This window comes from Candidatus Megaera polyxenophila, assembly GCF_029982035.1.
In the GTDB taxonomy this organism is placed as follows: domain Bacteria; phylum Pseudomonadota; class Alphaproteobacteria; order Rickettsiales; family Rickettsiaceae; genus Megaera; species Megaera polyxenophila.
Genome location: NZ_CP104166.1, coordinates 1302919 through 1328567, shown reverse-complemented (window position 1 = coordinate 1328567; position 25649 = coordinate 1302919). Strand labels below are relative to the sequence as shown.

At 34.3% G+C, this 25649-nt stretch carries 19 protein-coding genes and 2 pseudogenes; 10 read left to right on the top strand and 11 right to left on the bottom strand.

Annotated features, from left to right (window positions below; all coding sequences use genetic code 11):
- Positions 1–335 precede the first annotated feature (335 nt).
- The 4 genes from N3Z16_RS07130 to N3Z16_RS07115 are packed head-to-tail and all read left to right on the top strand — an operon-like array spanning position 336 to position 2843.
- On the top strand, positions 336–1373 hold the full coding sequence (locus tag N3Z16_RS07130; protein ID WP_282485609.1) for an IS630 family transposase: 1038 nt from the start codon (positions 336–338) through the stop codon (positions 1371–1373).
- Between the two features lie 55 nt (positions 1374–1428).
- On the top strand, positions 1429–1770 hold the full coding sequence (locus tag N3Z16_RS07125) for a DUF7146 domain-containing protein (protein WP_341850330.1): 342 nt from the start codon (positions 1429–1431) through the stop codon (positions 1768–1770).
- Positions 1727–2080, top strand: coding sequence for a helix-turn-helix domain-containing protein (locus tag N3Z16_RS10845; protein WP_341850329.1), 354 nt, complete (start codon positions 1727–1729; stop codon positions 2078–2080). The genes N3Z16_RS07125 and N3Z16_RS10845 overlap by 44 nt, the downstream gene beginning before the upstream one ends.
- Positions 2043–2843, top strand: coding sequence for an IS630 family transposase (locus N3Z16_RS07115; protein WP_341850337.1), 801 nt, complete (start codon positions 2043–2045; stop codon positions 2841–2843). The genes N3Z16_RS10845 and N3Z16_RS07115 overlap by 38 nt, the downstream gene beginning before the upstream one ends.
- On the opposite strand, the pseudogene N3Z16_RS11105 reads toward N3Z16_RS07115, so the two are convergent.
- The 3 genes and pseudogenes from N3Z16_RS11105 to N3Z16_RS07100 form a co-directional block, all read right to left on the bottom strand.
- Positions 2840–3582, bottom strand: a pseudogene (locus N3Z16_RS11105) (IS91 family transposase). The gene N3Z16_RS07115 and the pseudogene N3Z16_RS11105 sit on opposite strands and share 4 nt — an antisense overlap.
- Positions 3528–3848 carry a transposase zinc-binding domain-containing protein gene (locus N3Z16_RS07105; RefSeq protein ID WP_282485944.1) on the bottom strand — a complete coding sequence of 107 codons (321 nt, stop codon included), beginning with the start codon at positions 3846–3848 and terminating at the stop codon, positions 3528–3530. The pseudogene N3Z16_RS11105 and the gene N3Z16_RS07105 overlap by 55 nt, the downstream one beginning before the upstream one ends.
- A gap of 73 nt (positions 3849–3921) precedes the next feature.
- Positions 3922–4176, bottom strand: coding sequence for a hypothetical protein (locus N3Z16_RS07100; protein ID WP_282485543.1), 255 nt, complete (start codon positions 4174–4176; stop codon positions 3922–3924).
- 399 nt (positions 4177–4575) lie between these two features.
- Between N3Z16_RS07100 and N3Z16_RS07095 the strand changes: the two genes are divergently transcribed.
- Entirely contained in the window at positions 4576–5907 is a 1332-nt protein-coding gene (locus tag N3Z16_RS07095) for an MFS transporter (RefSeq protein ID WP_282485943.1), read from the top strand.
- A gap of 409 nt (positions 5908–6316) precedes the next feature.
- Here N3Z16_RS07095 and N3Z16_RS07090 read toward each other — a convergent pair whose 3' ends face one another.
- From N3Z16_RS07090 to N3Z16_RS07070, 5 genes and pseudogenes are all read right to left on the bottom strand, one after another.
- The gene (locus N3Z16_RS07090) at positions 6317–7630 is read right to left on the bottom strand and encodes an IS5 family transposase (protein WP_282485558.1); all 1314 of its coding nucleotides are present in this window, start codon (positions 7628–7630) and stop codon (positions 6317–6319) included.
- Positions 7631–7719: 89 nt separating this feature from the next.
- Positions 7720–8163, bottom strand: coding sequence for an HD domain-containing protein (locus N3Z16_RS07085; RefSeq protein WP_282485942.1), 444 nt, complete (start codon positions 8161–8163; stop codon positions 7720–7722).
- 331 nt (positions 8164–8494) lie between these two features.
- The gene (locus N3Z16_RS07080; RefSeq protein WP_282485941.1) at positions 8495–8821 is read right to left on the bottom strand and encodes a hypothetical protein; all 327 of its coding nucleotides are present in this window, start codon (positions 8819–8821) and stop codon (positions 8495–8497) included.
- A 229-nt stretch (positions 8822–9050) separates the two neighbouring features.
- Positions 9051–10180: pseudogene (locus N3Z16_RS07075) on the bottom strand (IS91 family transposase).
- 73 nt (positions 10181–10253) lie between these two features.
- Entirely contained in the window at positions 10254–10508 is a 255-nt protein-coding gene (locus N3Z16_RS07070; protein ID WP_282485543.1) for a hypothetical protein, read from the bottom strand.
- 302 nt (positions 10509–10810) lie between these two features.
- Here N3Z16_RS07070 and N3Z16_RS07065 point away from each other — a divergent pair, with 302 nt between their 5' ends.
- Both N3Z16_RS07065 and N3Z16_RS07060 read left to right on the top strand, forming a co-directional pair.
- Positions 10811–12094: a porin gene (locus N3Z16_RS07065; RefSeq protein WP_282485940.1), complete on the top strand. Its 1284-nt coding sequence runs from the start codon at positions 10811–10813 to the stop codon at positions 12092–12094.
- A 199-nt stretch (positions 12095–12293) separates the two neighbouring features.
- Complete coding sequence (locus N3Z16_RS07060) at positions 12294–12575, top strand: HU family DNA-binding protein (protein WP_282485939.1); 282 nt, start codon at positions 12294–12296, stop codon at positions 12573–12575.
- A 149-nt stretch (positions 12576–12724) separates the two neighbouring features.
- Here N3Z16_RS07060 and N3Z16_RS07055 read toward each other — a convergent pair whose 3' ends face one another.
- Both N3Z16_RS07055 and N3Z16_RS07050 read right to left on the bottom strand, forming a co-directional pair.
- On the bottom strand, positions 12725–15502 hold the full coding sequence (locus N3Z16_RS07055) for a sodium:solute symporter family transporter (RefSeq protein ID WP_282485938.1): 2778 nt from the start codon (positions 15500–15502) through the stop codon (positions 12725–12727).
- A 21-nt stretch (positions 15503–15523) separates the two neighbouring features.
- Positions 15524–15925 (bottom strand): GNAT family N-acetyltransferase, encoded by a 402-nt coding sequence (locus N3Z16_RS07050; protein ID WP_282485640.1) that lies wholly within the window; start codon positions 15923–15925, stop codon positions 15524–15526.
- A gap of 5387 nt (positions 15926–21312) precedes the next feature.
- Here N3Z16_RS07050 and recD2 point away from each other — a divergent pair.
- The 3 genes from recD2 to ltrA all read left to right on the top strand — a co-directional run bounded on the left by recD2 (position 21313) and on the right by ltrA (position 24606).
- The gene (gene recD2, locus N3Z16_RS07010; RefSeq protein ID WP_458693298.1) at positions 21313–22695 is read left to right on the top strand and encodes an SF1B family DNA helicase RecD2; all 1383 of its coding nucleotides are present in this window, start codon (positions 21313–21315) and stop codon (positions 22693–22695) included.
- A gap of 393 nt (positions 22696–23088) precedes the next feature.
- Positions 23089–23301, top strand: coding sequence for a hypothetical protein (locus N3Z16_RS07005; protein ID WP_282485625.1), 213 nt, complete (start codon positions 23089–23091; stop codon positions 23299–23301).
- A gap of 3 nt (positions 23302–23304) precedes the next feature.
- Complete coding sequence (ltrA, locus tag N3Z16_RS07000) at positions 23305–24606, top strand: group II intron reverse transcriptase/maturase (RefSeq protein WP_282485624.1); 1302 nt, start codon at positions 23305–23307, stop codon at positions 24604–24606.
- Positions 24607–24701: 95 nt separating this feature from the next.
- Here ltrA and N3Z16_RS06995 read toward each other — a convergent pair whose 3' ends face one another.
- Positions 24702–25595, bottom strand: coding sequence for an aldehyde dehydrogenase family protein (locus N3Z16_RS06995; protein ID WP_282485930.1), 894 nt, complete (start codon positions 25593–25595; stop codon positions 24702–24704).
- Positions 25596–25649 lie beyond the last annotated feature (54 nt).

Genomic DNA, 25649 nt, shown 5'->3' with positions numbered 1-25649 from the left:
ATATTAGAAATTATCAACACTTTTATAAAAATCTCTGCCAGAATCTATCTAAAAATAGGTTCAGTTTTACAAATTATGTGGCTAAGACGTGAAAGAAGTGTTCGCCATAATGATGTTATCTAGGCGTTGATAATAATTCATTGATTCTTATTAATAACAATGGCGGAGATAAACCGTAATAAACTTGCCGCAGATTCATACATTTATTGCAATTATAGCAAAACAGAGGATCTATTTTAAAATTCAACCAAATCATTAATCTCCAACTATTAACCCACCAATTAAATACCCGACATAACTATTGCCAAGAAGGAAGGAATTTGTATAATGCAATAATGTCAAAAAGTGAAGATTTTAGGAAATTATCAATAAGCGCACAAGCGTCGATGAGAAAGATTGCTCTAAAACTAGTAAAAAGAGGAGAGAGTCAATCGTCGGTAGGTGAATTAATAGGAGTGAGTCGCCAGACAGTAAATGAATGGGTAAGGAGGGAAAAGAGAGGCGACAAGTACGCAATTAGTGGGAAGTTAAGAGGTAGAAAGATAGGAGAGAAAAGGCTTATAACCGAAGATCAAAGTAAAATAATACAAGGGTACGTAAATATCTCTAGACCAGAAGATCACAATATCAAATCAGCATTATGGTCAAGAAAATCAGTTAATGCACTCATCAAAAAACATTGTGGATTTTTTCTTCCCCTAAGTACAATAGGCGAATATTTAAGAAGATGGGGGTATACTGCACAAAAGCCAAAGAAGTTAGCATATGAGCAGCAACCCAAAAGGGTTCAATTTTGGTTAGATGAAGAATATCCGTCAATAGCCAAGCAAGCAGAATATGAAAAGGCAGAAATACATTGGTGCGACGAAGTAGGGATAAAACAAGAGTGTCAGGTATTACAAAGCTATTCTTTAAAAGGAAAAACCCCTGTTGTGATTCATAAATCGAAGAGATTTAGTATAAACATGATATCCACTGTTACAAATAACGGTAAGCTAAGGTTTATGCTGTACGAAGAGACACTAAAAACAAATGTATTTATAGAATTTTTACGGAGGTTGGTAAAATACTCCAAGAAAAAAATCTTCTTAATCCTAGATAATCTCAAGGTTCATCATAGCAAAAAAGTACAAATATGGACTCGGAAACATAAAAAGAAAATTTCTTTATTTTTTCTGCCTCCGTATACTCCGCAACATAATCCGGATGAATATTTAAACAACGATTTAAAAAGAAATGTAAATAGGAAACATATACCTCTTACAAAATCTGAACTCCAAGGGAATTTAAAATCTTACCTAAGGACTCTGCAAAATAACCCAGAACATATCAAAAGATTATTTCAGGCGAAAGAAGTAAAATATGCCGCCTAAGTCGGGTATTTAGTTGGTGGGTTAATACTAACAATTTTTAATCCCAATGTCCCAAATGCCCTCATTCTTAACACCGGTCCATATTAGCGGTAGAAATTATTACTTGCCTGCGCTAGTAGTATTTGTTCGTAATAACAACGGGGATATTACCGGTTACCAGCAAATATTATTAGATAAAAACACCGGAGCAAAAGCGGATATTCCTGCTCCTAAGCGATCATTCGGCAAAATATCGGGATCTTTTGTTTGCCTATCTAAAGAGGGTAGTTCAAATATTACGATCATAGCCGAAGGACTGGAGACGGCCTTGTCAATCAAAGAGGCGGGGATAGAGGCAAAACTACTCTGTTCGCTTGGGATTAATAATATTAACCCACCAATTAAATACCCGACATAACTATTGCCAAGAAGGAAGGAATTTGTATAATGCAATAATGTCAAAAAGTGAAGATTTTAGGAAATTATCAATAAGCGCACAAGCGTCGATGAGAAAGATTGCTCTAAAACTAGTAAAAAGAGGAGAGAGTCAATCGTCGGTAGGTGAATTAATAGGAGTGAGTCGCCAGACAGTAAATGAATGGGTAAGGAGGGAAAAGAGAGGCGACAAGTACGCAATTAGTGGGAAGTTAAGAGGTAGAAAGATAGGAGAGAAAAGGCTTATAACCGAAGATCAAAGAAATAATACAAGGGTACGTAAATATCTCTAGACCAGAAGATCACAATATCAAATCAGCATTATGGTCAAGAAAATCAGTTAATGCACTCATCAAAAAACATTGTGGATTTTTTCTTCCCCTAAGTACAATAGGCGAATATTTAAGAAGATGGGGGTATACTGCACAAAAGCCAAAGAAGTTAGCATATGAGCAGCAACCCAAAAGGGTTCAATTTTGGTTAGATGAAGAATATCCGTCAATAGCCAAGCAAGCAGAATATGAAAAGGCAGAAATACATTGGTGCGACGAAGTAGGGATAAAACAAGAGTGTCAGGTATTACAAAGCTATTCTTTAAAAGGAAAAACCCCTGTTGTGATTCATAAATCGAAGAGATTTAGTATAAACATGATATCCACTGTTACAAATAACGGTAAGCTAAGGTTTATGCTGTACGAAGAGACACTAAAAACAAATGTATTTATAGAATTTTTACGGAGGTTGGTAAAATACTCCAAGAAAAAAATCTTCTTAATCCTAGATAATCTCAAGGTTCATCATAGCAAAAAAGTACAAATATGGACTCGGAAACATAAAAAGAAAATTTCTTTATTTTTTCTGCCTCCGTATACTCCGCAACATAATCCGGATGAATATTTAAACAACGATTTAAAAAGAAATGTAAATAGGAAACATATACCTCTTACAAAATCTGAACTCCAAGGGAATTTAAAATCTTACCTAAGGACTCTGCAAAATAACCCAGAACATATCAAAAGATTATTTCAGGCGAAAGAAGTAAAATATGCCGCCTAAGTCGGGTATTTAGTTGGTGGGTTAATAATGAGCTTAGTTTTCTTATGAACGATTTGATTAATTGCCTTATATACGATAGGTAATTGTACGCCCCTAGTTCTATTAGATAAAAAACCGTAATACCTAATCATTCGAAAATAACGATCTGGTATATGCATAATCAGACTAGCTATGAACTGCATCACGGGCATAGTTATGCGATCAATTGTATTATTATAGTGATCAAGAAATTTAAACGTTACCTGCTTTCCGTCGTAATTTTCTATTCTTGTCTCGGAAATAGGGGGCGTTTTATATACCGCCCTAAATATTCTATGTTGCGTTTATGATCATCCGATGGTTTTTGTAAATAAACATACCAACTGATTTCGTATAAACTACTCATCCAGTTATTAAAATTCTCAGCATTTTGATATGCGGACGGCAACTTCAAATTACTTGAGATATATTGAAAGCGAAATAACTCAAGGACTCTATGTCTCCACATTTTTTTAATAGGTTCGGCAGGAAAAAATAATTTTTGCCACTTGCCTTTGCTATTTATACCGCCGCAAGTAACCGATAAATGGATATGAACATTGCGTTTTAAATCTCTACCGAAAGTGTGTAAGGCAGTAAATATACCAACCACAAGATTTTTCTTTGTAGCTATCTCCTTAATAATTCCTGCTGCAATACCGGAAATCAATCCAAACAGATCACGATTGAGCCAAAATATCGGCCATAAAGAGTCCGGCATTGTAAATGTAATGTGCTGCCATCGTGTTTTGGTGGTAGAACATTGCTAGCCTTACTCACCCATTGATCCGTTTGTTTCTTACCACAACGAGAACAAAACCTACCTTTACAGCTGAATGCTACCGATTTATTGCGGTTACAATCACGGCAGCTATAACGTTTAAATCCTAAATATTTCGTTCCACACGATATAACTTTAGTGACGTTGAAAATAATGCCGTATCTTAGCTTGCCGTATTTTTTAGCGAAATCGAGACCAATTACCACGGTCTAGAAAAATATGTTTTATAGATATTCCTTTACCGACTATTTCCATAAATTACTTATAGTTAATGTTTTCTTACCAAGGAATCTTTCTTCCTTTGCGTTCTAAATCAAATTCTTTACAATCAGGGCAATAGTAAACAGAATTATACTTATGATTGGGAGATATTTTTCGCAACATTATCCAGAAAGCCTTGGCTATTTCCTTATCTCCTTCGGAAAAAATCTTTTTGATCCTGCTGTAAGGAATTGCTTGCTCTTTAGAAATGGCCTTAAGAGTTTTTACCGCTAATTCATTGACCAAATGCTGCTCAGAGTGCAAGTTACTCATAACTCAATTATATATTATCTTATGTATGTCTAACATTCAGTCTTTATAACTCAAGTTAAAACAAATCAAATACCAGTATTATAATCCTCCATAAATATTTATCGGTCAAGAGTATCTTCTTTTAAGCTGCCACCGATAGGTGGCTTATCTTGTATGTTGAAACAACGCACTGCAAGTGCGGGGTTTTTCTCCCAAATTTGGGACAATAAATTCATTTTCTACCAAAATCATTTAGAACTATAAATTAGTTAACCAGAATTTAATTGGATTAAGTAGAAATTATCATCTGAAATAACAAGTGACCTCAATAATTTATTAAAATAGTGCAATAAACAGTTGAAAAGTAGCCTAAATAGCTGTTTTAATTGAAAAGTATTTATTTAATAATTATTAATCCTAATGAAAGTAGCAGAACAGCAAAGCCTTACAAGAGAGCAGAGAGAAGCAGTAGGGTTATTATCTATAGGCACATTCCTTGAATATTTTGATGTCATGTTGTATGTACACATGGCGGTATTACTTAACGAGTTATTTTTTCCTAAAGCTGATCCACATACAGCAGCTTTATTTGCTGCATTTGCTTATTGTTCCACTTATGTATTAAGACCGTTCGGTGCCTTAATATTTGGTTACCTTGGTGATACCATTGGTAGAAAGCATACCGTTATAATCACTACGCTATTGATGGCTTTATCCTGTATAGTTATGGCCAGTCTTCCAACCTATGCAGAAATAGGTATTACAGCATCCTGGATAGTAACAATAACCCGTATGATTCAAGGTATATCTTCGGTAGGTGAAATAACAGGAGCGCAGATTTATCTAACAGAAATTACTAAACCACCAATACAATATCCAATTGTATCCTCTGTTTACTTTTTTGCTAGTCTGGGATCAGTTGTAGCTCTAACAATAGCGGTATTTGCTACTAATTATTCTGTTAACTGGAGGTTAGCTTTTTTAATTGGCTCTAGTGTTGCTCTTTTTGGAGCCTATGCCAGAGCAACTTTAAGAGAAACCCCTGATTTTGCTGATGCTAAAAAGAGGTTAAGAGCATATAGCAGGGAAAGCGGGAAAGATGAAAAATATCTGGAACAACAGAATATATTTAATAAATCAGTGAAAAAAGAAACTGCTATTGCACTATTTTTAATAAATCTTGCAATGCCAGTCTGTTTTTATCTGACTTATATTCATTATGGCCAGTTTTTAAAACATTCCTTTTCTTATACTTCCGCACAAGTAATAAGCCATAATTTTAATGTAGGGTTAATGTATCTGGCTGGTAGCGGCATCCAACTCTATTTAAGTTCAAAGATAAATCCGCTAAAAATTTTAAAAATTAGATTCTTTATTTTTGCTGCTTTTTTACTTTTTTTCCCACTATTATTGGAAGCTATCACAACTCCTTTTCATTTATTTCTGCTGCAATCTTTTATCATAGTATTCGCTTTGGATGGTTACCCTGCTAAAGCTATATTTTATAAACATTTTCCTGTTTTAAAACGTTTTACTTATGCTTGTGTATTACACGCCGTTTCACATGCTTGTATTTATGTTGTAACATCTTTTGGAATTATTTATTTAGTCGAATGGTTTGATCAAATAGGCGTGTTATTTATACTAGTCCCAGTTTGCATAGGCTTCGGTATAGGTCTGAGTTATTTTGATAAACTCGAGAAAGAAAATGATTCTGATTTTCAGATTTTACAGAACACAATGAAGGGTTAACATCTTTTTCTGCTAAGTGCAGGGGCTGAGAATAATTTTTTAACAAGTTTTGGCAAATTGAGAATATTTGAGTTTCTATTTCTGGTGCTTCAAGAAATACAGACAGTGTTATAAAAAAATCAATTGTCTGGTCAAAAGTTTTTTGTATTTTTTCTCTACTTTTAGCTTCGACAGTTCTAATATTGTGTAGCCTATCGCCTAACTTAATTAGTCTTTCCGTCAAAATTCTAAATTTTTGATGTAGTTTTAATAATTTTAAAAGTCAATCATCGCATTTTTATTTTTTTGGGGTATTTTTTTACCAAAAATATAAAATTTAGGTGCTATGATGGCAAAAATTCACAATTTACTCATGATTCTCTCTTGAGCAATGCTAATTGCTTAAATTATTAAGATTTTCGGAAAATTATTATGCGGTGGATTCTTTGAGAATATTAGTGATTCTACGCAAATTCAAGCCAACGGCAGAGATAAGCGGATTAACGATATCTCCAATTATTCCCTTAAGGTAGTTTCTACCCATACGACCAAAATTCTTTAGATGACCTATTATCGGTTCAATTGCACTTCTCCGCTTTTGCATCTTTTTGTCATCGGTTGATAAAGCTTTCTTGGTCTTGGCGGTAAAAACCTTGCCTTTTTCTTTGAAGTTATGGCCGGTGTAACCAAGATCTACAAAAATTTTGCTAGTCTCCGGACTTAGCTTGCGCAGCTCCGATACCGTTTGATCTAAAGTATGTCCGTCGTAGGGGTTACCGTGAAAAGATTTAACCCCAAGAATAAAGTTGCCTCGGCCGCTTACTGCAATCCCGACTTTGTTACCAAATTCGTAAGGTTTATTCATTTTACCCTTGCCGATACACTCTACCTCCGGAGCATGAAAGCTATAGACTATCTTATGCTCTTTTTTATAAATATCCTTGTCCTTTTTCTTAAGCACAGACTGGGCATGAATATTTTTAACTCTCGTAAAAATGGCGCTATCCTCAGCAGATAGTTCTAATTTTGATTTTTCTATACCTCTCCAGCATATACGGATCAACCTACCTAAGCGGACTTTTAAGCTTATCATTATTTTTCTACGTTGCCTTGCTTTACTATCTTCCTTGTACTTCCAAAGCTTGATCGTCTTATATTTAAAACTCTTGGCGTATGTCTCGTTAAGCGAAATACCAAGTCGTTTACAGAGATCTACTACTTTTGCTCTTGCGGTCTCCATTAAATGTACGTCATGTGGATGTTTGATATTCTTAATCTGTACAGTCGTATCTATAATCGCCGATTCCAAGTCTTTTTTTTTGAGTGCTCCGACCTTCAGTCCTATACGCAAAAGCTCTTTTAGAATCTCTTTATATCCTTCCTCTCCCAGAGCATTGCGGAATCTACGTATAGTCGCCTCCGATACGTCAATATCTTGTTGCATATACTCATAGCCGCAAAAATATTGCCAATATATATTTTCCTTTAATTCTTCCTCCGTAAACGAATCAGAACCGTTATACATAGCTTGCAGCATTGATAGTCCTAGCATTACTCTATGATCCTTCTTATTTCTACCGAATTGCTTGATTTCAACCTTAGCTAATGCCAGCGCTTCAAGTTCAGACCAATTTACCAAATCTCTCAGTTTATATAATTTGTTTTTGCGATTTAGTTGTATAGATAATTTTTCACCAAATAATCTTTCTTGTTTTTGAGAAAAACTAATATTTTCTATAGGCATATACTTTAAAATCCATAAGCTTTATGCGCTAATTATAACATTTTCTTATGGATTTCGTAAGCCATTTATAACATGAAACCCCTTCTAATTCAGGGGTAGAGAGTTTTGACGGAGAGACTAATTAATAATACCTCATAATCTTCTCTTTCATAAGCATTACTCAATATTTCTTTTATACTCAATTTACTGCCATCAGGTCTATCACGAGTAAGTCTATCCACCATCTCAGATATTCTCTGTCCAAAAGTTTCAAGAATCATTTCTATGGTAACTTCGGTATCTTCAACAAGATCGTGTAATATGCTAGACACTATTACGTCCGTTTTCAGCTTATATTCAGACATGATATAAGCTACTTCTAGGGGATGGCTATAAAATGGCTCCCCGCTTTTCCTTTTTTGGTCACCATGATATTTCCTTGCCCAATAAATGGCTTTGTTAATTAACTCAAAATCCAGCACATTTTGGGTATCCAGTAATTTAAGTTTCTCTATTAATCTTATTGAATATTTACAGGATGTTGAATAATCCATGATTAGGAATTAATTAATAACTATTAGTTATAATAACTCCTTATTAGTTAAAACATAAAGCAAATTATGAATTTTTATTAAATTATTTTTTTAAATGTTACAAAAATTAAATATTCACAGATTAAATAATGGAACAACATTTAATTAGAACAATACTTGCTGCTATGGCTTCTATAGGCAAGGTAGAGTATCGCATAAAAGATGAATGTACGGGTTTCTTCCGGGTCTATGTCTTCTATTGGACTATAGCTAAAATTTCTTTTACAATCCCTGCACCTGTAGTATTCACCGTTTCTTACTACATTAGTTTGTAAACAATATTTACACTTCATTAATAATAAGCATCTTCCAGTTCTTTTATGGTTCTTTTTCTTTTGTTTTCTTCAAACATTTCTTTAAACTTCTCTAAAGGCTCTTTAAATTTCTCTGCACTTTTATTTTTAGCTTGAGATTTTAAGGACTTCCATACTTTATATGGGGGAGGAGTATAAAAAAGATTATGTTCTTTTATATAAATATTAAATGCCCGTATATTTATTTTTAACTGACGGACTATCTCTGATTTAAATTTTCCGCTATTTAACAGTTTCTGTATATCTTCTGTGTTGTATTTTTGCAAAACCAAGGCACTTTTAGAGTTATTATATACTTTGCTCATAATGCTTCTATATCTCAAATATTTTATAGTATAGGAATTTCAAAATTTGTAACCAGAAAAATTGTTAATCAAAACTTTGAAAATTCGTTTAATAAAATGTAGTTACAAGCCACAATATTAGAAATTATCAACACTTTTATAAAAATCTCTGCCAGAATCTATCTAAAAATAGGTTCAGTTTTACAAATTATGTGGCTAAGACGTGAAAGAAGTGTTCGCCATAATGATGTTATCTAGGCGTTGATAATAATTCATTGATTCTTATTAATAACAATGGCGGAGATAAACCGTAATAAACTTGCCGCAGATTCATACATTTATTGCAATTATAGCAAAACAGAGGATCTATTTTAAAATTCAACCAAATCATTAATCTCCAACTAATGAGCTTAGTTTTCTTATGAACGATTTGATTAATTGCCTTATATACGATAGGTAATTGTACGCCCCTAGTTCTATTAGATAAAAAACCGTAATACCTAATCATTCGAAAATAACGATCTGGTATATGCATAATCAGACTAGCTATGAACTGCATCACGGGCATAGTTATGCGATCAATTGTATTATTATAGTGATCAAGAAATTTAAACGTTACCTGCTTTCCGTCGTAATTTTCTATTCTTGTCTCGGAAATAGGGGGCGTTTTATATACCGCCCTAAATATTCTATGTTGCGTTTATGATCATCCGATGGTTTTTGTAAATAAACATACCAACTGATTTCGTATAAACTACTCATCCAGTTATTAAAATTCTCAGCATTTTGATATGCGGACGGCAACTTCAAATTACTTGAGATATATTGAAAGCGAAATAACTCAAGGACTCTATGTCTCCACATTTTTTTAATAGGTTCGGCAGGAAAAAATAATTTTTGCCACTTGCCTTTGCTATTTATACCGCCGCAAGTAACCGATAAATGGATATGAACATTGCGTTTTAAATCTCTACCGAAAGTGTGTAAGGCAGTAAATATACCAACCACAAGATTTTTCTTTGTAGCTATCTCCTTAATAATTCCTGCTGCAATACCGGAAATCAATCCAAACAGATCACGATTGAGCCAAAATATCGGCCATAAAGAGTCCGGCATTGTAAATGTAATGTGCTGCCATCGTGTTTTTGGTAGAACATTGCTAGCCTTACTCACCCATTGATCCGTTTGTTTCTTACCACAACGAGAACAAAACCTACCTTTACAGCTGAATGCTACCGATTTATTGCGGTTACAATCACGGCAGCTATAACGTTTAAATCCTAAATATTTCGTTCCACACGATATAACTTTAGTGACGTTGAAAATAATGCCGTATCTTAGCTTGCCGTATTTTTTAGCGAAATCGAGACCAATTACCACGGTCTAGAAAAATATGTTTTATAGATATTCCTTTACCGACTATTTCCATAAATTACTTATAGTTAATGTTTTCTTACCAAGGAATCTTTCTTCCTTTGCGTTCTAAATCAAATTCTTTACAATCAGGGCAATAGTAAACAGAATTATACTTATGATTGGGAGATATTTTTCGCAACATTATCCAGAAAGCCTTGGCTATTTCCTTATCTCCTTCGGAAAAAATCTTTTTGATCCTGCTGTAAGGAATTGCTTGCTCTTTAGAAATGGCCTTAAGAGTTTTTACCGCTAATTCATTGACCAAATGCTGCTCAGAGTGCAAGTTACTCATAACTCAATTATATATTATCTTATGTATGTCTAACATTCAGTCTTTATAACTCAAGTTAAAACAAATCAAATACCAGTATTATAATCCTCCATAAATATTTATCGGTCAAGAGTATCTTCTTTTAAGCTGCCACCGATAGGTGGCTTATCTTGTTGTTCTTTATTTGGATAAGTTTCCCCTTCATTTGTTTATATAGCCATTAAACTCAATAATTTATTATAGCTAATACAATAAATGATTGCAATTTGCGTTATATACCTGTTTTAATTAGGTAAATATTATAAAATCATTATTAAATTTTTATGAAAACAAAAATAACAGGATTTATTACAATATCGCTAATAAGTGTGACAGTTTTAGCTAATAATATTACTAATGAGAAAATACCGGTAGTTTCCGGTTTAAACATGAAAATAGGAGCTTACGCTGCTTTTGAAAGCGGTTTTAGCAAAGAAACTCACCTTAAAAAATCTGAAAAGAATATATCGGCAAATAAAGAGAAGTTTGCTTTTTATAACGATACGGCCCTATTTGCTACTATATCAAATACCACTGATGATATTACTTATGGTGCGAAGATAATACTAGTACCCACAACTAAAAGGAAAGTTAATAAAGATTACAATGGCTCCTATGTATTTCTAGAAAATAATTATGGTCGTATCGAAGCCGGTTCTCCAATACCGGTGGCAAAAAACATGATGATAAGTGACGGTTCCATACCTATAAAATATATAAAAACAAATACAGAGTATCTAAAACAGGATACTAAAGCTAATCCGTCTTTTTTAACGGGTGAAGGGTGTTTTTTAGGTGATTCGGTAGTTGCCGGTTTAGATTTAGCTAGTTATAGCAGTGAACCGCCACGCACAATAAATTATTATACCCCTAAATTATCCATAAATGAGTCCGGTAAAATACAACTCGGCGTATCTTATACACCTGATACAGCTAATACGGGTGTAGATAATCCGTCAGTAAAATCAGACGGAATCAGAAAACACGGAATATATGCAAACGGTGTTGATAGATTTGAAATAGACAGGTCTATCAAGGATGCAGTTACTATAGGTTTATCATTAGAACAGAAATTAGCAGAAAACGTGGAATTAAAATTAACTACCACCGGTGAGTACGGTAAGTCTGTGGGTAAAATTAAGAAATTTGCCAATAAGGATGATAAAAACCCTGAAGAATATAAGCTCCATAACCTTGGAACTTATAACATAGGTGCTGAACTAAAAGTAAATAATTTCAAATATAATGCGTGTTATGGTTCTTTTGAAAAAAGTTTTTCCAATAAAGAATTACATAAAGCAGGTTTAAAGACTCATTATTATAATGCAGGAGCAGCTTATAAATATAATGCTACAACAATTACATTATCTTATTTTGGTTCAGAACAATTTAAAAATAAAGTTGATAGTGTAAAACTGAATATCAGTCATTTATTAGCTCCGGGGTTAAAACCTTATGTAGAGCTTCATAATTATAGATTAAAGGGAAAACCTGAATTTTACTCGGAGTTAAAAGCAAGAAAAGTAAAAGGAGTTGTTGCTCTTATAGGTATAAAGTTAACCATATAGTAACTGTTAAAAATATAGTTAACTTTATTGAAGCTGTTAAATAGTGAAATTTAGAAGAAAACAAAAAGAAGCTGTTAAGTAATGTCTAAATTCTTATTGCATGAGGTAAAAGCTAAAAAATCAGAATTTAGTTTACTAAATCAAGTGCAATGTTAAAATGGCTGGATTCCGGGTTTTAAACTAATTAATGAGGATAATCATGCATAAGGAAGAATTTAGTAAACATATTGCTCAGCTACATAATATTACCCAAAAAGATGCTCACAACGTTATTGATATATTTACCTCATCGGTAATTGATGCAATGGAACAAGGCAAGGAAATATCACTAGTTGGTTTCGGTCATTTTAGTATCGGTAAAATTTCGGCCCGAACAGGACGTAATCCAAGAACCGGTGCAGCCTTAAATATTCCTGCTTATAATCAACCAAAGTTCAAGGTTGGGCAAAAGTTAAAGGATGCAGTCAACCCTTCACGTTAGGGTTTCAATACCTACTATAAGGTTAGAAACAACAAGGATTTTCTGATACCCCTGATATCGTTTTTCTTCTTATGGATAATTCCTTGCTAATCGGATCTTTGTACTAACAGATTTACTATCTCTTACCGGTAAGTTCTATTAAGTCAATCCTAAACCAGAAGTATCACCGTAAAAGTTGCTCCCTTTTTTCCGTCACTTTCAGCTTTAATAGTACCGCCATGAACTTCCAGAATACGTTTGCAAACAGCAAGGCCGACACCTCTTCCCCCTGCTGGAGTACGAGTTATGGAGCTTACCGTAAACGGCTCAAATACCTCATAAAGCTCTTCTTTAGGTATACCAATTCCTTCATCGGATAAACTTAAGCGTATGTGATTCCTCTCTTGATTCAAGCTAATGTTAATCAGGCCTTTTTTACAATAACTAATAGTATTTATAATCAAATTATCTAGTAACTGAATTATATAATTCCTGTCGGCATTGATTCCTATATTTTCTTCAACATTTAAAATAAATTCTCTGTCTTCCTTATTCTCATCATACAGTTTACGACAGGTCTCTACCCTCTCATATACTAGATCACTAAAATTGAAATTCTCTTTCTGGAGTTTATAACGAGGTTTACTCAAATCAGAGAGAGTAGCAAGATTCTCATCAAATACTTTAAGGTTATGGGCACTTTTTACGATTACGTCAATAGCCTGCTTTTTCTGGTCATCCGTTAGCTTATCATAACCTGCTTGCAGGGTCTCAGCCATGCTGATTACTCCGGTCATAGGCGCATGATATTCGTGATTCATATTACGGATAAATTCAGTTTTAAGAGCCAACGCTTCTTCTACCTCTTTCTCTCTGGTTTCTATTCTTTTACTCAGGTGTTCGTTCTTTTCTTCAGTAAAATCCTGATATTGTTGTTTAGGTTTAAAGAAGACTATTAGAATACTGCTAACTAAAAGCAACACGTACATTATTTTAAATTGTAATCCTACCTCTATGGCTGCACTTAAATCATCTACTCCCATATGCCACTTATAGGTCTCTACACTTAAAAATACTGTAGAACAAACCATGAATATTGCTACCTGCCATCTAAGTAACAGAGCAATAATTATAATATTGAGTATAAATATCATAAGCTGAAATTGCCCAAAGTTACTTACTATTATTAACAAAGTTGGAGCAAATATCAGCACATACGGTAATATGAGATTCCAGGCAATAACAATAAATTTTTCCTGTTTAAAGGTCGGTGGCCAAATTGGAAAAGTAAGGAGTATTGAAGAAGATACAAGAACCGTGTGATAAATAAACTCAAGTATTTCTTTATGTTCAAGCTGAATACTTTTAGGCATGGAATACATTGTTGAGAAAACGGATATAATACAGAAAAGGCCAAATAAAGGATAAATATAATCGTGCTTTGGAGTATTTTTTTTACAAAAGCTCCAAAAGTTAAATTCCTGTATTGCTTTCATCAACTTACGCATTTTTCTCTTACGCTCACTTCTTACGGCCAGCAAAGGTTCGAGCTTTTTGATTCCAACCCAACCACCCTGCTCACCTAGTATGTAATGAGCAGTAAAAAAACAGAAAGCATTCGATACCATTGCCGGTATTACCGCCTTAATCTGTATATCAAAAAATTTAAATGCCGCCATAGTAATAACACCTGCTGCCATACCAATCAAAACAGCTCTTGGAGTGCTTCTAAAACCTAATATGGCTAAAATAAGGGGTACCGTAATAATCGGCATATATGATCCCCATATTAAAAACGTTAAATCCAATAGACTTTTTGTATTAAAAGCTAGAAAAAAACTCATTATTGCTACAATAACTGCAATAACTCTTGGTAAGACCAACCCAGTTCCTCGACTGTTACCGAATTTAAAAGAAAAAATATCGTTGGCAATCAAAACTGCAGCTGAGTTAATATATGAATCTGCAGTAGACATAATAATAGCCATTACTCCTATTGCTATTATTCCTTTTAATCCGGGATAGCTATAGTCATTGATGATATGTGCTAATAGATTATTTGGATTTAAATCTGGATTTTTAGCCCATAGCAGTACACCTATCCAAGCTATAATTAATGAAATCAGTAAACATATAAAAGCTGCTATGGTAAAGGATTTATATACTTGAGAGGTATCCCTAGCCATATTTATTCGTTGAAAAATTGCCGGTTCTAGGGTAGGTATTATAAAAAATAAGAATAAAAGCAAGGAATCAAAAAACCTTGGATTATATATATCAAAAACCTGTTTATAATCAAAAGTAGGATTAGTAATCAATTTTTCTAAAACATGTTCTGAATCATCTAAAGTACCCCATATTATTAATGATACTATAGGTATTACCACCGCAAACGTAAAAATCTGGATTATATCTGTAAAAGTTACAGCTTTAATCCCGCCAATAGAAGAATATATAACTACAATTACTGCAGCAGCTAAAACACCATAAAAACTTGAAACATCAAAAAGTAACTGCAGTATTACTGCAGAAACCTTAAACTGGGCCGCGATGGCTCCCATACAGCTCATTACAGCAATAAATGCTGTTATAAGCTTTACTGTTTTTCCATACAGTTTATTCATAGATTCGGCAATGGATAAGTCCCCTAAAAATTCTCCCATTCGGGGAGCCAAAAAATACCCTATGACCAAAAGAACTAATGAATCTCCAAGTGCCGGAATGATAAAATATAAACCGTTTTTATAAGTTTCTGTTATGGTTTGAGATAAAACCCCTCCACCAATCCAAGTCGCTGCAATGGTTGCTGAAATAGCACCGGTAGAAAATCCTCTATTACCGATAGCATATTCCTTGATATTTTTAATTCCTCTACTATAAAACAAACCTACTGCGAGGTTAAATACTAAAAAACTAATAAAAATTGCAGAATCGATGTTAAAGTTCATACCTTTTCCCCTACTTATCCGTTAAAGAATTTTTATCATACTGATTGATGGGATATTATGGAAATAGACTTCTCCGTTTTCCTTGAAACCAAACTGTTGATAAAAATCCAGCATCGCTTTATCACTTATAGAAAGCCTTATTATTTCTGCCTTTCGGCTATTTCTTACTTCATTAATAACCCGTTTCATAAGTTCCCTTCCGTACCCCTGATTCCTGTATTCCTTAATAACAGTTACTCTGGCTAAATCTGCTATACCGTTTTCATACATTATTCTAACTATACCGATTATCTGTTTTCCCTGCACAAGAACGTAATGATCACCTTTTATATCAGTTATGCTAAACTCTTCCTTGATTTTTCTCTGATATTCACCGAGATAAACTCTACATCTAATAATCAGATAAGTTATTAGATAACCCAAATTATAAAAGTAAACCGGTTTTAGTAATAACGTCACTTTAGCGTATTTTTGCCTTTGAAATAAAATTAATGTTAATTTTATTTATACATGATCAGATTTCCTGATTCCATAGCTAATTTAATTTTCAGTTGTAAGAGTATGGAACTTTAATAACCTTTTTTAGGTTCACTAGGTAATTCGAGAATAAATTAATTTTTATTTAAGGAATTTTAAAACGGTAAATAAAAAATTCTAGGTAAAATTCATAATCCTTTTAACTTGCATGAAGATAAATCAAACTACTAACATTTACTGATTACAACGCATTTACTGCACAAACAAATTAATATCACAATAATCATAACTTGCTCTCTATTAATTAGATAATATAATCTTGATAACCTGATGTATCTCCTCTATCTCCTCCCTAAGTAACTCTAATGAAGTCCTGGTTGCCTTCTGCTGCGCAATTAACAAGTGACTTGGTTCATAATTTGAATCCCTAGTGGTAAGGAAGCTTCTTATATCCTCTTCCTGTTTTTCTATTTTATTCTCCAGTTTTTGCAGCTCGTTAAAAATATGACCTAATAACCTTTTGATTTCTTCATCTTTACTTCTCATAATGTCATAGCTATGTGATTATTTACAATTAATTTGAGCTAACTAGTTCCTGGCAAACCGGAACATTTAGCTAAATCTTTTACTTTATGCTTAAAATCAATAAGCTCAGATATTTACATTTTTTTTGTAAAACGGCTTGATTCAAAAAGTAAAAAGCTTTGTTTCTGTTAAACTCTTAAAATTTTAAAGAATCTCTGCTAAATTCAGATAGGAATATAATTTTCAGGAGAGAAGCTCGAATTTCATCAAACGTTTTTGAAATAGAAGATAACTTTAAAGTATGAAGTAAATAGCTTGGATGGAGTTTATTAATTGCTCCAAAATTGTAATTATCACTTATCATATCAACCTCTTTAACCTGTTTAACTGGTGCCAGGGGCTTGAACAAGTCATTATCAAAACAACTACCTGCTGGTTCCATGCCAGAGACACTTATAACAGCAGACCCCTGGCCTAAAGCAGCAGGTTTCAAAAGGTTGGTTTTGTTAATGATGTGTTCAAGTCATCACTAGCGACGTTTATGATATCACAATAAAGAGCCTTGTTCAATAACATATGGGTAATATGCCAGTATTATACTTAACTAAAATGATACTCCTCGCAGCAGAGCTACGAGATATCTGGTATAATTGCTTATCCGCAATACCTAATTTAATTTTAGTTGTAAGAGTATAAAACTTATAATAACCTGTTTGGATTCATTAGGTACTGCTGTACATATAAGCGGTACGTATAAAATATATTGAACTATTTTCAGAAGATGCAACACGAGGATATAGAAAATCTAGCTACTATTTTAAATAATTCAGGCCATTACAGAGTCACTAAAAAATATCAGAGGCCGGAATATTATAATACCGGCGATGAAGATGATATTAACCCACCAATTAAATACCCGACATAACTATTGCCAAGAAGGAAGGAATTTGTATAATGCAATAATGTCAAAAAGTGAAGATTTTAGGAAATTATCAATAAGCGCACAAGCGTCGATGAGAAAGATTGCTCTAAAACTAGTAAAAAGAGGAGAGAGTCAATCGTCGGTAGGTGAATTAATAGGAGTGAGTCGCCAGACAGTAAATGAATGGGTAAGGAGGGAAAAGAGAGGCGACAAGTACGCAATTAGTGGGAAGTTAAGAGGTAGAAAGATAGGAGAGAAAAGGCTTATAACCGAAGATCAAAGTAAAATAATACAAGGGTACGTAAATATCTCTAGACCAGAAGATCACAATATCAAATCAGCATTATGGTCAAGAAAATCAGTTAATGCACTCATCAAAAAACATTGTGGATTTTTTCTTCCCCTAAGTACAATAGGCGAATATTTAAGAAGATGGGGGTATACTGCACAAAAGCCAAAGAAGTTAGCATATGAGCAGCAACCCAAAAGGGTTCAATTTTGGTTAGATGAAGAATATCCGTCAATAGCCAAGCAAGCAGAATATGAAAAGGCAGAAATACATTGGTGCGACGAAGTAGGGATAAAACAAGAGTGTCAGGTATTACAAAGCTATTCTTTAAAAGGAAAAACCCCTGTTGTGATTCATAAATCGAAGAGATTTAGTATAAACATGATATCCACTGTTACAAATAACGGTAAGCTAAGGTTTATGCTGTACGAAGAGACACTAAAAACAAATGTATTTATAGAATTTTTACGGAGGTTGGTAAAATACTCCAAGAAAAAAATCTTCTTAATCCTAGATAATCTCAAGGTTCATCATAGCAAAAAAGTACAAATATGGACTCGGAAACATAAAAAGAAAATTTCTTTATTTTTTCTGCCTCCGTATACTCCGCAACATAATCCGGATGAATATTTAAACAACGATTTAAAAAGAAATGTAAATAGGAAACATATACCTCTTACAAAATCTGAACTCCAAGGGAATTTAAAATCTTACCTAAGGACTCTGCAAAATAACCCAGAACATATCAAAAGATTATTTCAGGCGAAAGAAGTAAAATATGCCGCCTAAGTCGGGTATTTAATTGGTGGGTTAATAAAATGATCGCTGTTTTTCTGGATATTGAAACAACAGGTTTATCCTATACACAGGATAAATTGATAGAACTTGGAATGGTCAAGTTTGAATATAACAGGCACGGCTCCATCTTTCGCTTGCTGGGTGATTTTAGCGGCTATCAAGATCCGGGCATCCCGATAACTGAGTATATTACAGAACTTACGGGAATTAACGATGATATGGTAAAAGGCCAGAAAATACAAGAAAATGCAGTTGCTAATTACTTGCAGGATGTTGACCTGATTATCGCTCACAACGCTCAGTTTGATCGTACATTCCTTGAAACCACCTTCCCTTCGCTTCCACCAAAAGCTTGGGGTTGTCTAATGTATGACGTTGACTGGGATAAAGAAGGGATCTCAAGTCGTAAACTCGAATACATTGCTTATAAATTCGGGTTTTTCCATGAAGGACACAGAGCAATAAATGATTGTCTCGCAGGTGTTCACCTTTTAGCGCAGCAGTTACCAAAATCACAGGTACCGGTATTAAAAGAGTTACTTACTCAATCTAAGGCTATCAGGTTCAAGCTATATGCAGTTAACTCTCCATATGATAGTAAAGAACTGTTAAAAGCACGAGGTTATAGATGGAGCATGAGTCAGAACGATAAATATAGGGCCTGGTCTATTGAACTGAACGAAGATAAGGTAGCCGAGGAAATAAATTACCTACGCTCTAACATCTACAATACATCTTCGATTAATATACCTGTAGAAATATTTGATGCTTATAGTAGATTCTCAAGTACAAACAATAAATCCAATAATCATGTAAAATACCGAGATAAGCTGGAATGGTTTCAAAAACTGTGTACCTCTTAAAAAGATACACATGAGCATACATAATCAAAATGTTAAAGAATATCTATCGGGTAACATCGAGCGCATTACTTATCATAATCCTGAAAACGGGTTTTGCGTTTTAAGGGTTAAGGTTAAAAACCACAAGGATCTAGTCACCGTTACAGGCAGCGTCCCTTCCGTATCTGCCGGGGAATATATTAAATGTAGCGGCATTTGGTACAATGATCGCAATCATGGCAAGCAATTTAAAGCTGATTTTCTGAAAGCTCTTCCACCGGATACTTTAGAAGGAATTGAAAAATATTTAGGCTCCGGTCTTATCAAAGGAATAGGAGCTCATTTTGCTAAAAAGTTGGTTACTGCATTTGGTGATCAAGTTTTTGATGTAATTGAACACAAACCGGAATTATTATCTACTTTAGACGGAATAGGTAAAATTAGAGCAAATAGTATTTGCAATAACTGGAAGGATCAGAAAATTGTACGGGAAATCATGATCTTTCTTCAATCTCATGGGGTCGGTACAACAAGAGCAACCAGAATATTTAAAACCTATGGGGAAGAGGCAATTGCCATAGTATCCAAGGATCCATATCAATTAGCTAAAGACATAAGGGGTATTGGATTCGTTTCGGCAGATACGATTGCCTCTAACTTAGGTATTGCAAAAGATTCTCTTATACGTGCTAGAGCCGGTTTATCTTACGCATTATTGGAAGCAACCTCAAATGGACATTGCGCCCTACCCTTAGAGACCTTAATAGAAAACACTCAGAAATTACTCGGTATAGATTCCAGTTTAGTAAAGCTAGCTATTGAAAAAGAAATTGAATCAAAAACCATTATTTGTGATCTTATAGAAGATAAGCCATGCATATTCCTAGCTATTAACCCACCAATTAAATACCCGACATAACTATTGCCAAGAAGGAAGGAATTTGTATAATGCAATAATGTCAAAAAGTGAAGATTTTAGGAAATTATCAATAAGCGCACAAGCGTCGATGAGAAAGATTGCTCTAAAACTAGTAAAAAGAGGAGAGAGTCAATCGTCGGTAGGTGAATTAATAGGAGTGAGTCGCCAGACAGTAAATGAATGGGTAAGGAGGGAAAAGAGAGGCGACAAGTACGCAATTAGTGGGAAGTTAAGAGGTAGAAAGATAGGAGAGAAAAGGCTTATAACCGAAGATCAAAGTAAAATAATACAAGGGTACGTAAATATCTCTAGACCAGAAGATCACAATATCAAATCAGCATTATGGTCAAGAAAATCAGTTAATGCACTCATCAAAAAACATTGTGGATTTTTTCTTCCCCTAAGTACAATAGGCGAATATTTAAGAAGATGGGGGTATACTGCACAAAAGCCAAAGAAGTTAGCATATGAGCAGCAACCCAAAAGGGTTCAATTTTGGTTAGATGAAGAATATCCGTCAATAGCCAAGCAAGCAGAATATGAAAAGGCAGAAATACATTGGTGCGACGAAGTAGGGATAAAACAAGAGTGTCAGGTATTACAAAGCTATTCTTTAAAAGGAAAAACCCCTGTTGTGATTCATAAATCGAAGAGATTTAGTATAAACATGATATCCACTGTTACAAATAACGGTAAGCTAAGGTTTATGCTGTACGAAGAGACACTAAAAACAAATGTATTTATAGAATTTTTACGGAGGTTGGTAAAATACTCCAAGAAAAAAATCTTCTTAATCCTAGATAATCTCAAGGTTCATCATAGCAAAAAAGTACAAATATGGACTCGGAAACATAAAAAGAAAATTTCTTTATTTTTTCTGCCTCCGTATACTCCGCAACATAATCCGGATGAATATTTAAACAACGATTTAAAAAGAAATGTAAATAGGAAACATATACCTCTTACAAAATCTGAACTCCAAGGGAATTTAAAATCTTACCTAAGGACTCTGCAAAATAACCCAGAACATATCAAAAGATTATTTCAGGCGAAAGAAGTAAAATATGCCGCCTAAGTCGGGTATTTAATTGGTGGGTTAATAGTTATCACTTCTATGAAAAACAGATAGCAAAGATGCTCTTATCTATTGATAAAGAAGATGTACCATGGGGGAATAATAACTCACAAGAGTTAATTCCCGAAATAGAACAAAAGCTGAGTATCCGGTTAGCAGATAACCAGAAAGAAGCTATTATCAAAGCTCTATCAAAAAGACTTATGGTTATTACCGGCGGTCCCGGTACCGGCAAAACAACTTTAGTAAAAGCTCTGCTTAAACTATTAGAACTTAAAAAGCTTAATGTCAAACTTTGTGCTCCAACCGGTAGAGCCGCTAAACGTCTAAGTGAAACAACCGGCCTGGATGCAACCACTATACATAGATTATTAGAAATTAACTCTTCAGGAGGAGGTTTTAAGTATAATGAGGACAATAGACTTATATGTGATTATTTAATAGTTGATGAAAGCTCAATGATTGATGTCACTTTATTTTATGCTTTGATAAAAGCTCTACCCGATCATATTGGTCTTTTATTAGTCGGTGATGTGGATCAATTACCTTCTGTTGGTGCAGGACAGGTGCTAAAAGACGTTATTAATTCCAGTATCATTACAACCGTGAGATTAAATCAGATTTTTCGCCAATCGGAAAGCAGTGCGATAATCACTAATGCCCATAAGGTTAATAAAGGTATATTACCTGATTTAAACTTCCATAAAGGTAATAGTGACTTTTACTTTATCAAAGCAGAGCCGGGAGACGATATTATCAATAAGATAATTACTATCACATGCGATAGAATACCTAGGAAATTTAATCTGAATCCCATAAATGATATTCAATTATTATGCCCCATGCAAAGAGGTGGCATTGGAGCAAGATCACTTAATACTGAATTACAGAAAGTATTAAACCCAAATTATGAAAAAGGGATTACAAAATTTGGACAGATTTTTGCAGTCGGTGATAAAGTAATGCAAACGGAAAATAACTACGACAAGGATACTTATAACGGAGATATCGGTGTAATTAGTGCTATCAATCAGGAAGAACAAGAGGTAACTATTGATTTTTACGGCAATAAGGTAGTATATGACTATGATGATTTGGATCAAATCACCCTGGCCTATGCAACCACCATACATAAATCACAAGGATCAGAGTATCCGGCAGTTATTATTCCTATTACCATGCAAAGTTACATGATGCTTAGGCGTAATCTTGTTTATACGGCAATTACACGTGGTAAGAAACTTGTAGTTATTATCGGAGAGAAAAAAGCTTTTGCCATGGCGGTAAAAGATGGAAAAAGCTCTAATAGATATTCCAGGCTAAAAGATTGGTTACAATTTCAATAATGATTTGTGAGATATACCGGACAAAAAATTTAGACAAAAATTCAGGTAGTGTTGTTTCTAAATCAGGTAAGATAAAAAACTTTAAAACCTTGACAGTAAGAAGAAAATTATGTAGTGCGCCAAGGGAAGTGCGTAAGAATCAGTTGGTGAGAATCCGACCTATGCAAAGGCTAACCACCAGCATAGAACTAACCATTGCATTGTGGGAGGTGACAAACACAATGAAGCCAATGGTAAGGACATATCAGGCCGCAACGAAAGTGAAGGTATTGAGCTCCGAAATATTCAAGATCATAGAGGCCGACGTTTTTGCATTATGCGGAAGGCAGTATGAATGGTGGCGTTAAGGTAAGTTATCATTCACTCTATCGGGGTCAAAGTCCGTGGCATGGTATGAGATGGAGTTTACGTAAACTTGGGAGATCTTCTGTGTTCTCGGAAGAGTATGTCGGGACAAGTCAAAACAGGCGAGAACTGGCAAATGATACAGAAGAAGTCAGACTGACTGATAGTACTTGGAGCATAGGAAAGCTATGTACATGGGGAAGCGGTCAGCAATGGGAAGCCTGGTTAAGTACCAGTCATAATAATACACTGAGGTTATAATAAATGATGCAGGTTAAACTTAATCAGATAGCTAGGAGAGCGAGGCAAGATAAACAACTAAAATTTACATCGTTAATACATCATGTAAATGAGGCTAATCTTGCAGAATGCTATCAAGAACTAAAGGCTAATAAAGCTTGTGGAATTGATGGTGAGACAGTGGAAGCTTATGGCAAGAATTTAAGAGAAAGGCTTGGTCAATTAGTGGCATCCATGAAGTCAAAGCAGTATTGTCCTAAACCAGTGAAGAGGGTTTATATCCCAAAAGCTGGTAAGAATGAGAAGCGTGGACTTGGTATACCATCAGTTGAAGATAAGTTAGTTCAAATTATGCTAAAGAAGATCTTAGAACAGATTTATGAAGCAGAGTTTTTGGATGTATCTTATGGATTCAGACATAAATTAAGCTGTCATGATGCGGTAAAAGCATTAGACAAAGCGGTTATGACTAAACCAATTAACTATATTGTAGAAGTAGATATCAAAGGGTTCTTTGATAATGTTAATCATTATTGGCTACAACGATGTTTAGAGGAGAAAATAATTGATCGTAATTTATTATGGTTAGTAAGGAGATTCTTAAAAGCTGGAGTAGTTGAGGATGGAAAGCAGTTAGCAACTGAGGTAGGAACTCCTCAAGGAGGAGTAATTAGTCCATTGCTTGCAAATATCTATCTTCATTATGTACTAGACTTATGGTTTAAGAAAGAAATTAAATCACAAGCAAAAGGACACATGGAGCTAATACGCTACTGTGATGACTTTGTAGTATGTTGTGAAAGTGAAAAAGATGCAAAGAATTTTCTGAAATTACTTCACGTAAGGTTAGAAAAGTTTGGTCTAGAGGTATCAGAAGAAAAGACAAAAGTGCTTAAATTTGGACGACAAGTATGGAAACAAGCTCGAAGAGGCAAAGAAAAAGTAGAAACTTTTAACTTTCTTGGTTTTACGCATTATTGCGGTAAGAGTAGGCAAGGATATTTCATTATGGGTCATAAGACCAGTAAAGAAAATCTCTGTCGGAAACTTAAAGAAACTAAGGAGTGGTTAAAGCAAATACGAAATAAATTGCGTCTTAAAGAATGGTGGCCAGTACTCAAATCTAAATTAACGGGACATTATAATTACTTTGGAATTAGCGGTAATTATCGCTGTCTTCAGCAGTTTTATAATAAGATCTTTTTGATTGTATTTAAATGGATAAATCGTAGAAGTCAGAAGAAAAGTATGAATTTAGACCAATATCTAAAATATCTACAATGGAATCCATTACCGACACCGAGGATATGCTATCCAATGTATTAATTCTAGCTTTTATAGCAAATGTTCCATTGAAGAGCCGTGTGCGGGAAAACTGCAAGCACGGTTCTGCGGGGGATGTCGTGGTAATGATCGTTTAATTAACAAATTAAGAGGAAATTAGAGGAAGAGAAATTATCACGGCGTCTACCTAATGAAACAAGTACATCATCTGTTACCTGTTCAAGTAATGCAGAACTATCAACAATCATTGCATTCTGACCGCCTGTTTCAGCAATTAACGGAACAATACCGGAGTTCCGTTCTGCAAGTGTTAAGTTGATGTTCTTAGCTGTTTCGCAGGAACCGGTAAATGCTACACCGGCAATTCTCTCATCTCTTAATACATAATTACTGATATTACTAGGAGAGGTAATTATTAATTGTAATGCCGATTTAGGTATTCCCACTTTGTATAACAACTTAACGGCAAAATTAGCTATAACACAAGTTTGTCCCGCAGGTTTGGCTATTACTGTATTACCAGTTACTAATGCCGCAACTATTTGACCTATAAATATCGCAAGCGGGAAATTCCAGGGACTTATACAGACAAAAATTCCTCTCGGATGCATTGAAAGGATATTTCTTTCGCCAGTAGGCCCAGGAAGAACTTTATCTTGCATAATTATTTTTGCTTGATTGGCGTAATATCTACAAAAATCAATTGCCTCAATAACCTCATTTATTGCATCATGAATAGATTTTCCTCCTTCTTTGATAAGCAGGGCATATAGCTCAAATTTGTTATTTTCAAGTTCATAAGAGGCCTTTTCTAAAATAGCAGCACGGCTCTCTACAGCTATTTTGCTCCAGTTGTTAAATTCTTTATACGCAGAGTCTACGGCATATTTAATTTCTTCAGGTATCGCTAGAGAAACATCTGAAAATTTTTCCGCTATTTTGGCAGGGCAGAAACATTCGTTTAAATTTTTAGATGTTATAAGTTCCCTACCATCTATTATAGATCCAACCTTATGAGTATTAGAACTCATTGCGGGTTTGAATTTTTACGAAATAAAACCATTATAGCCTTGTATTTAAAAGGT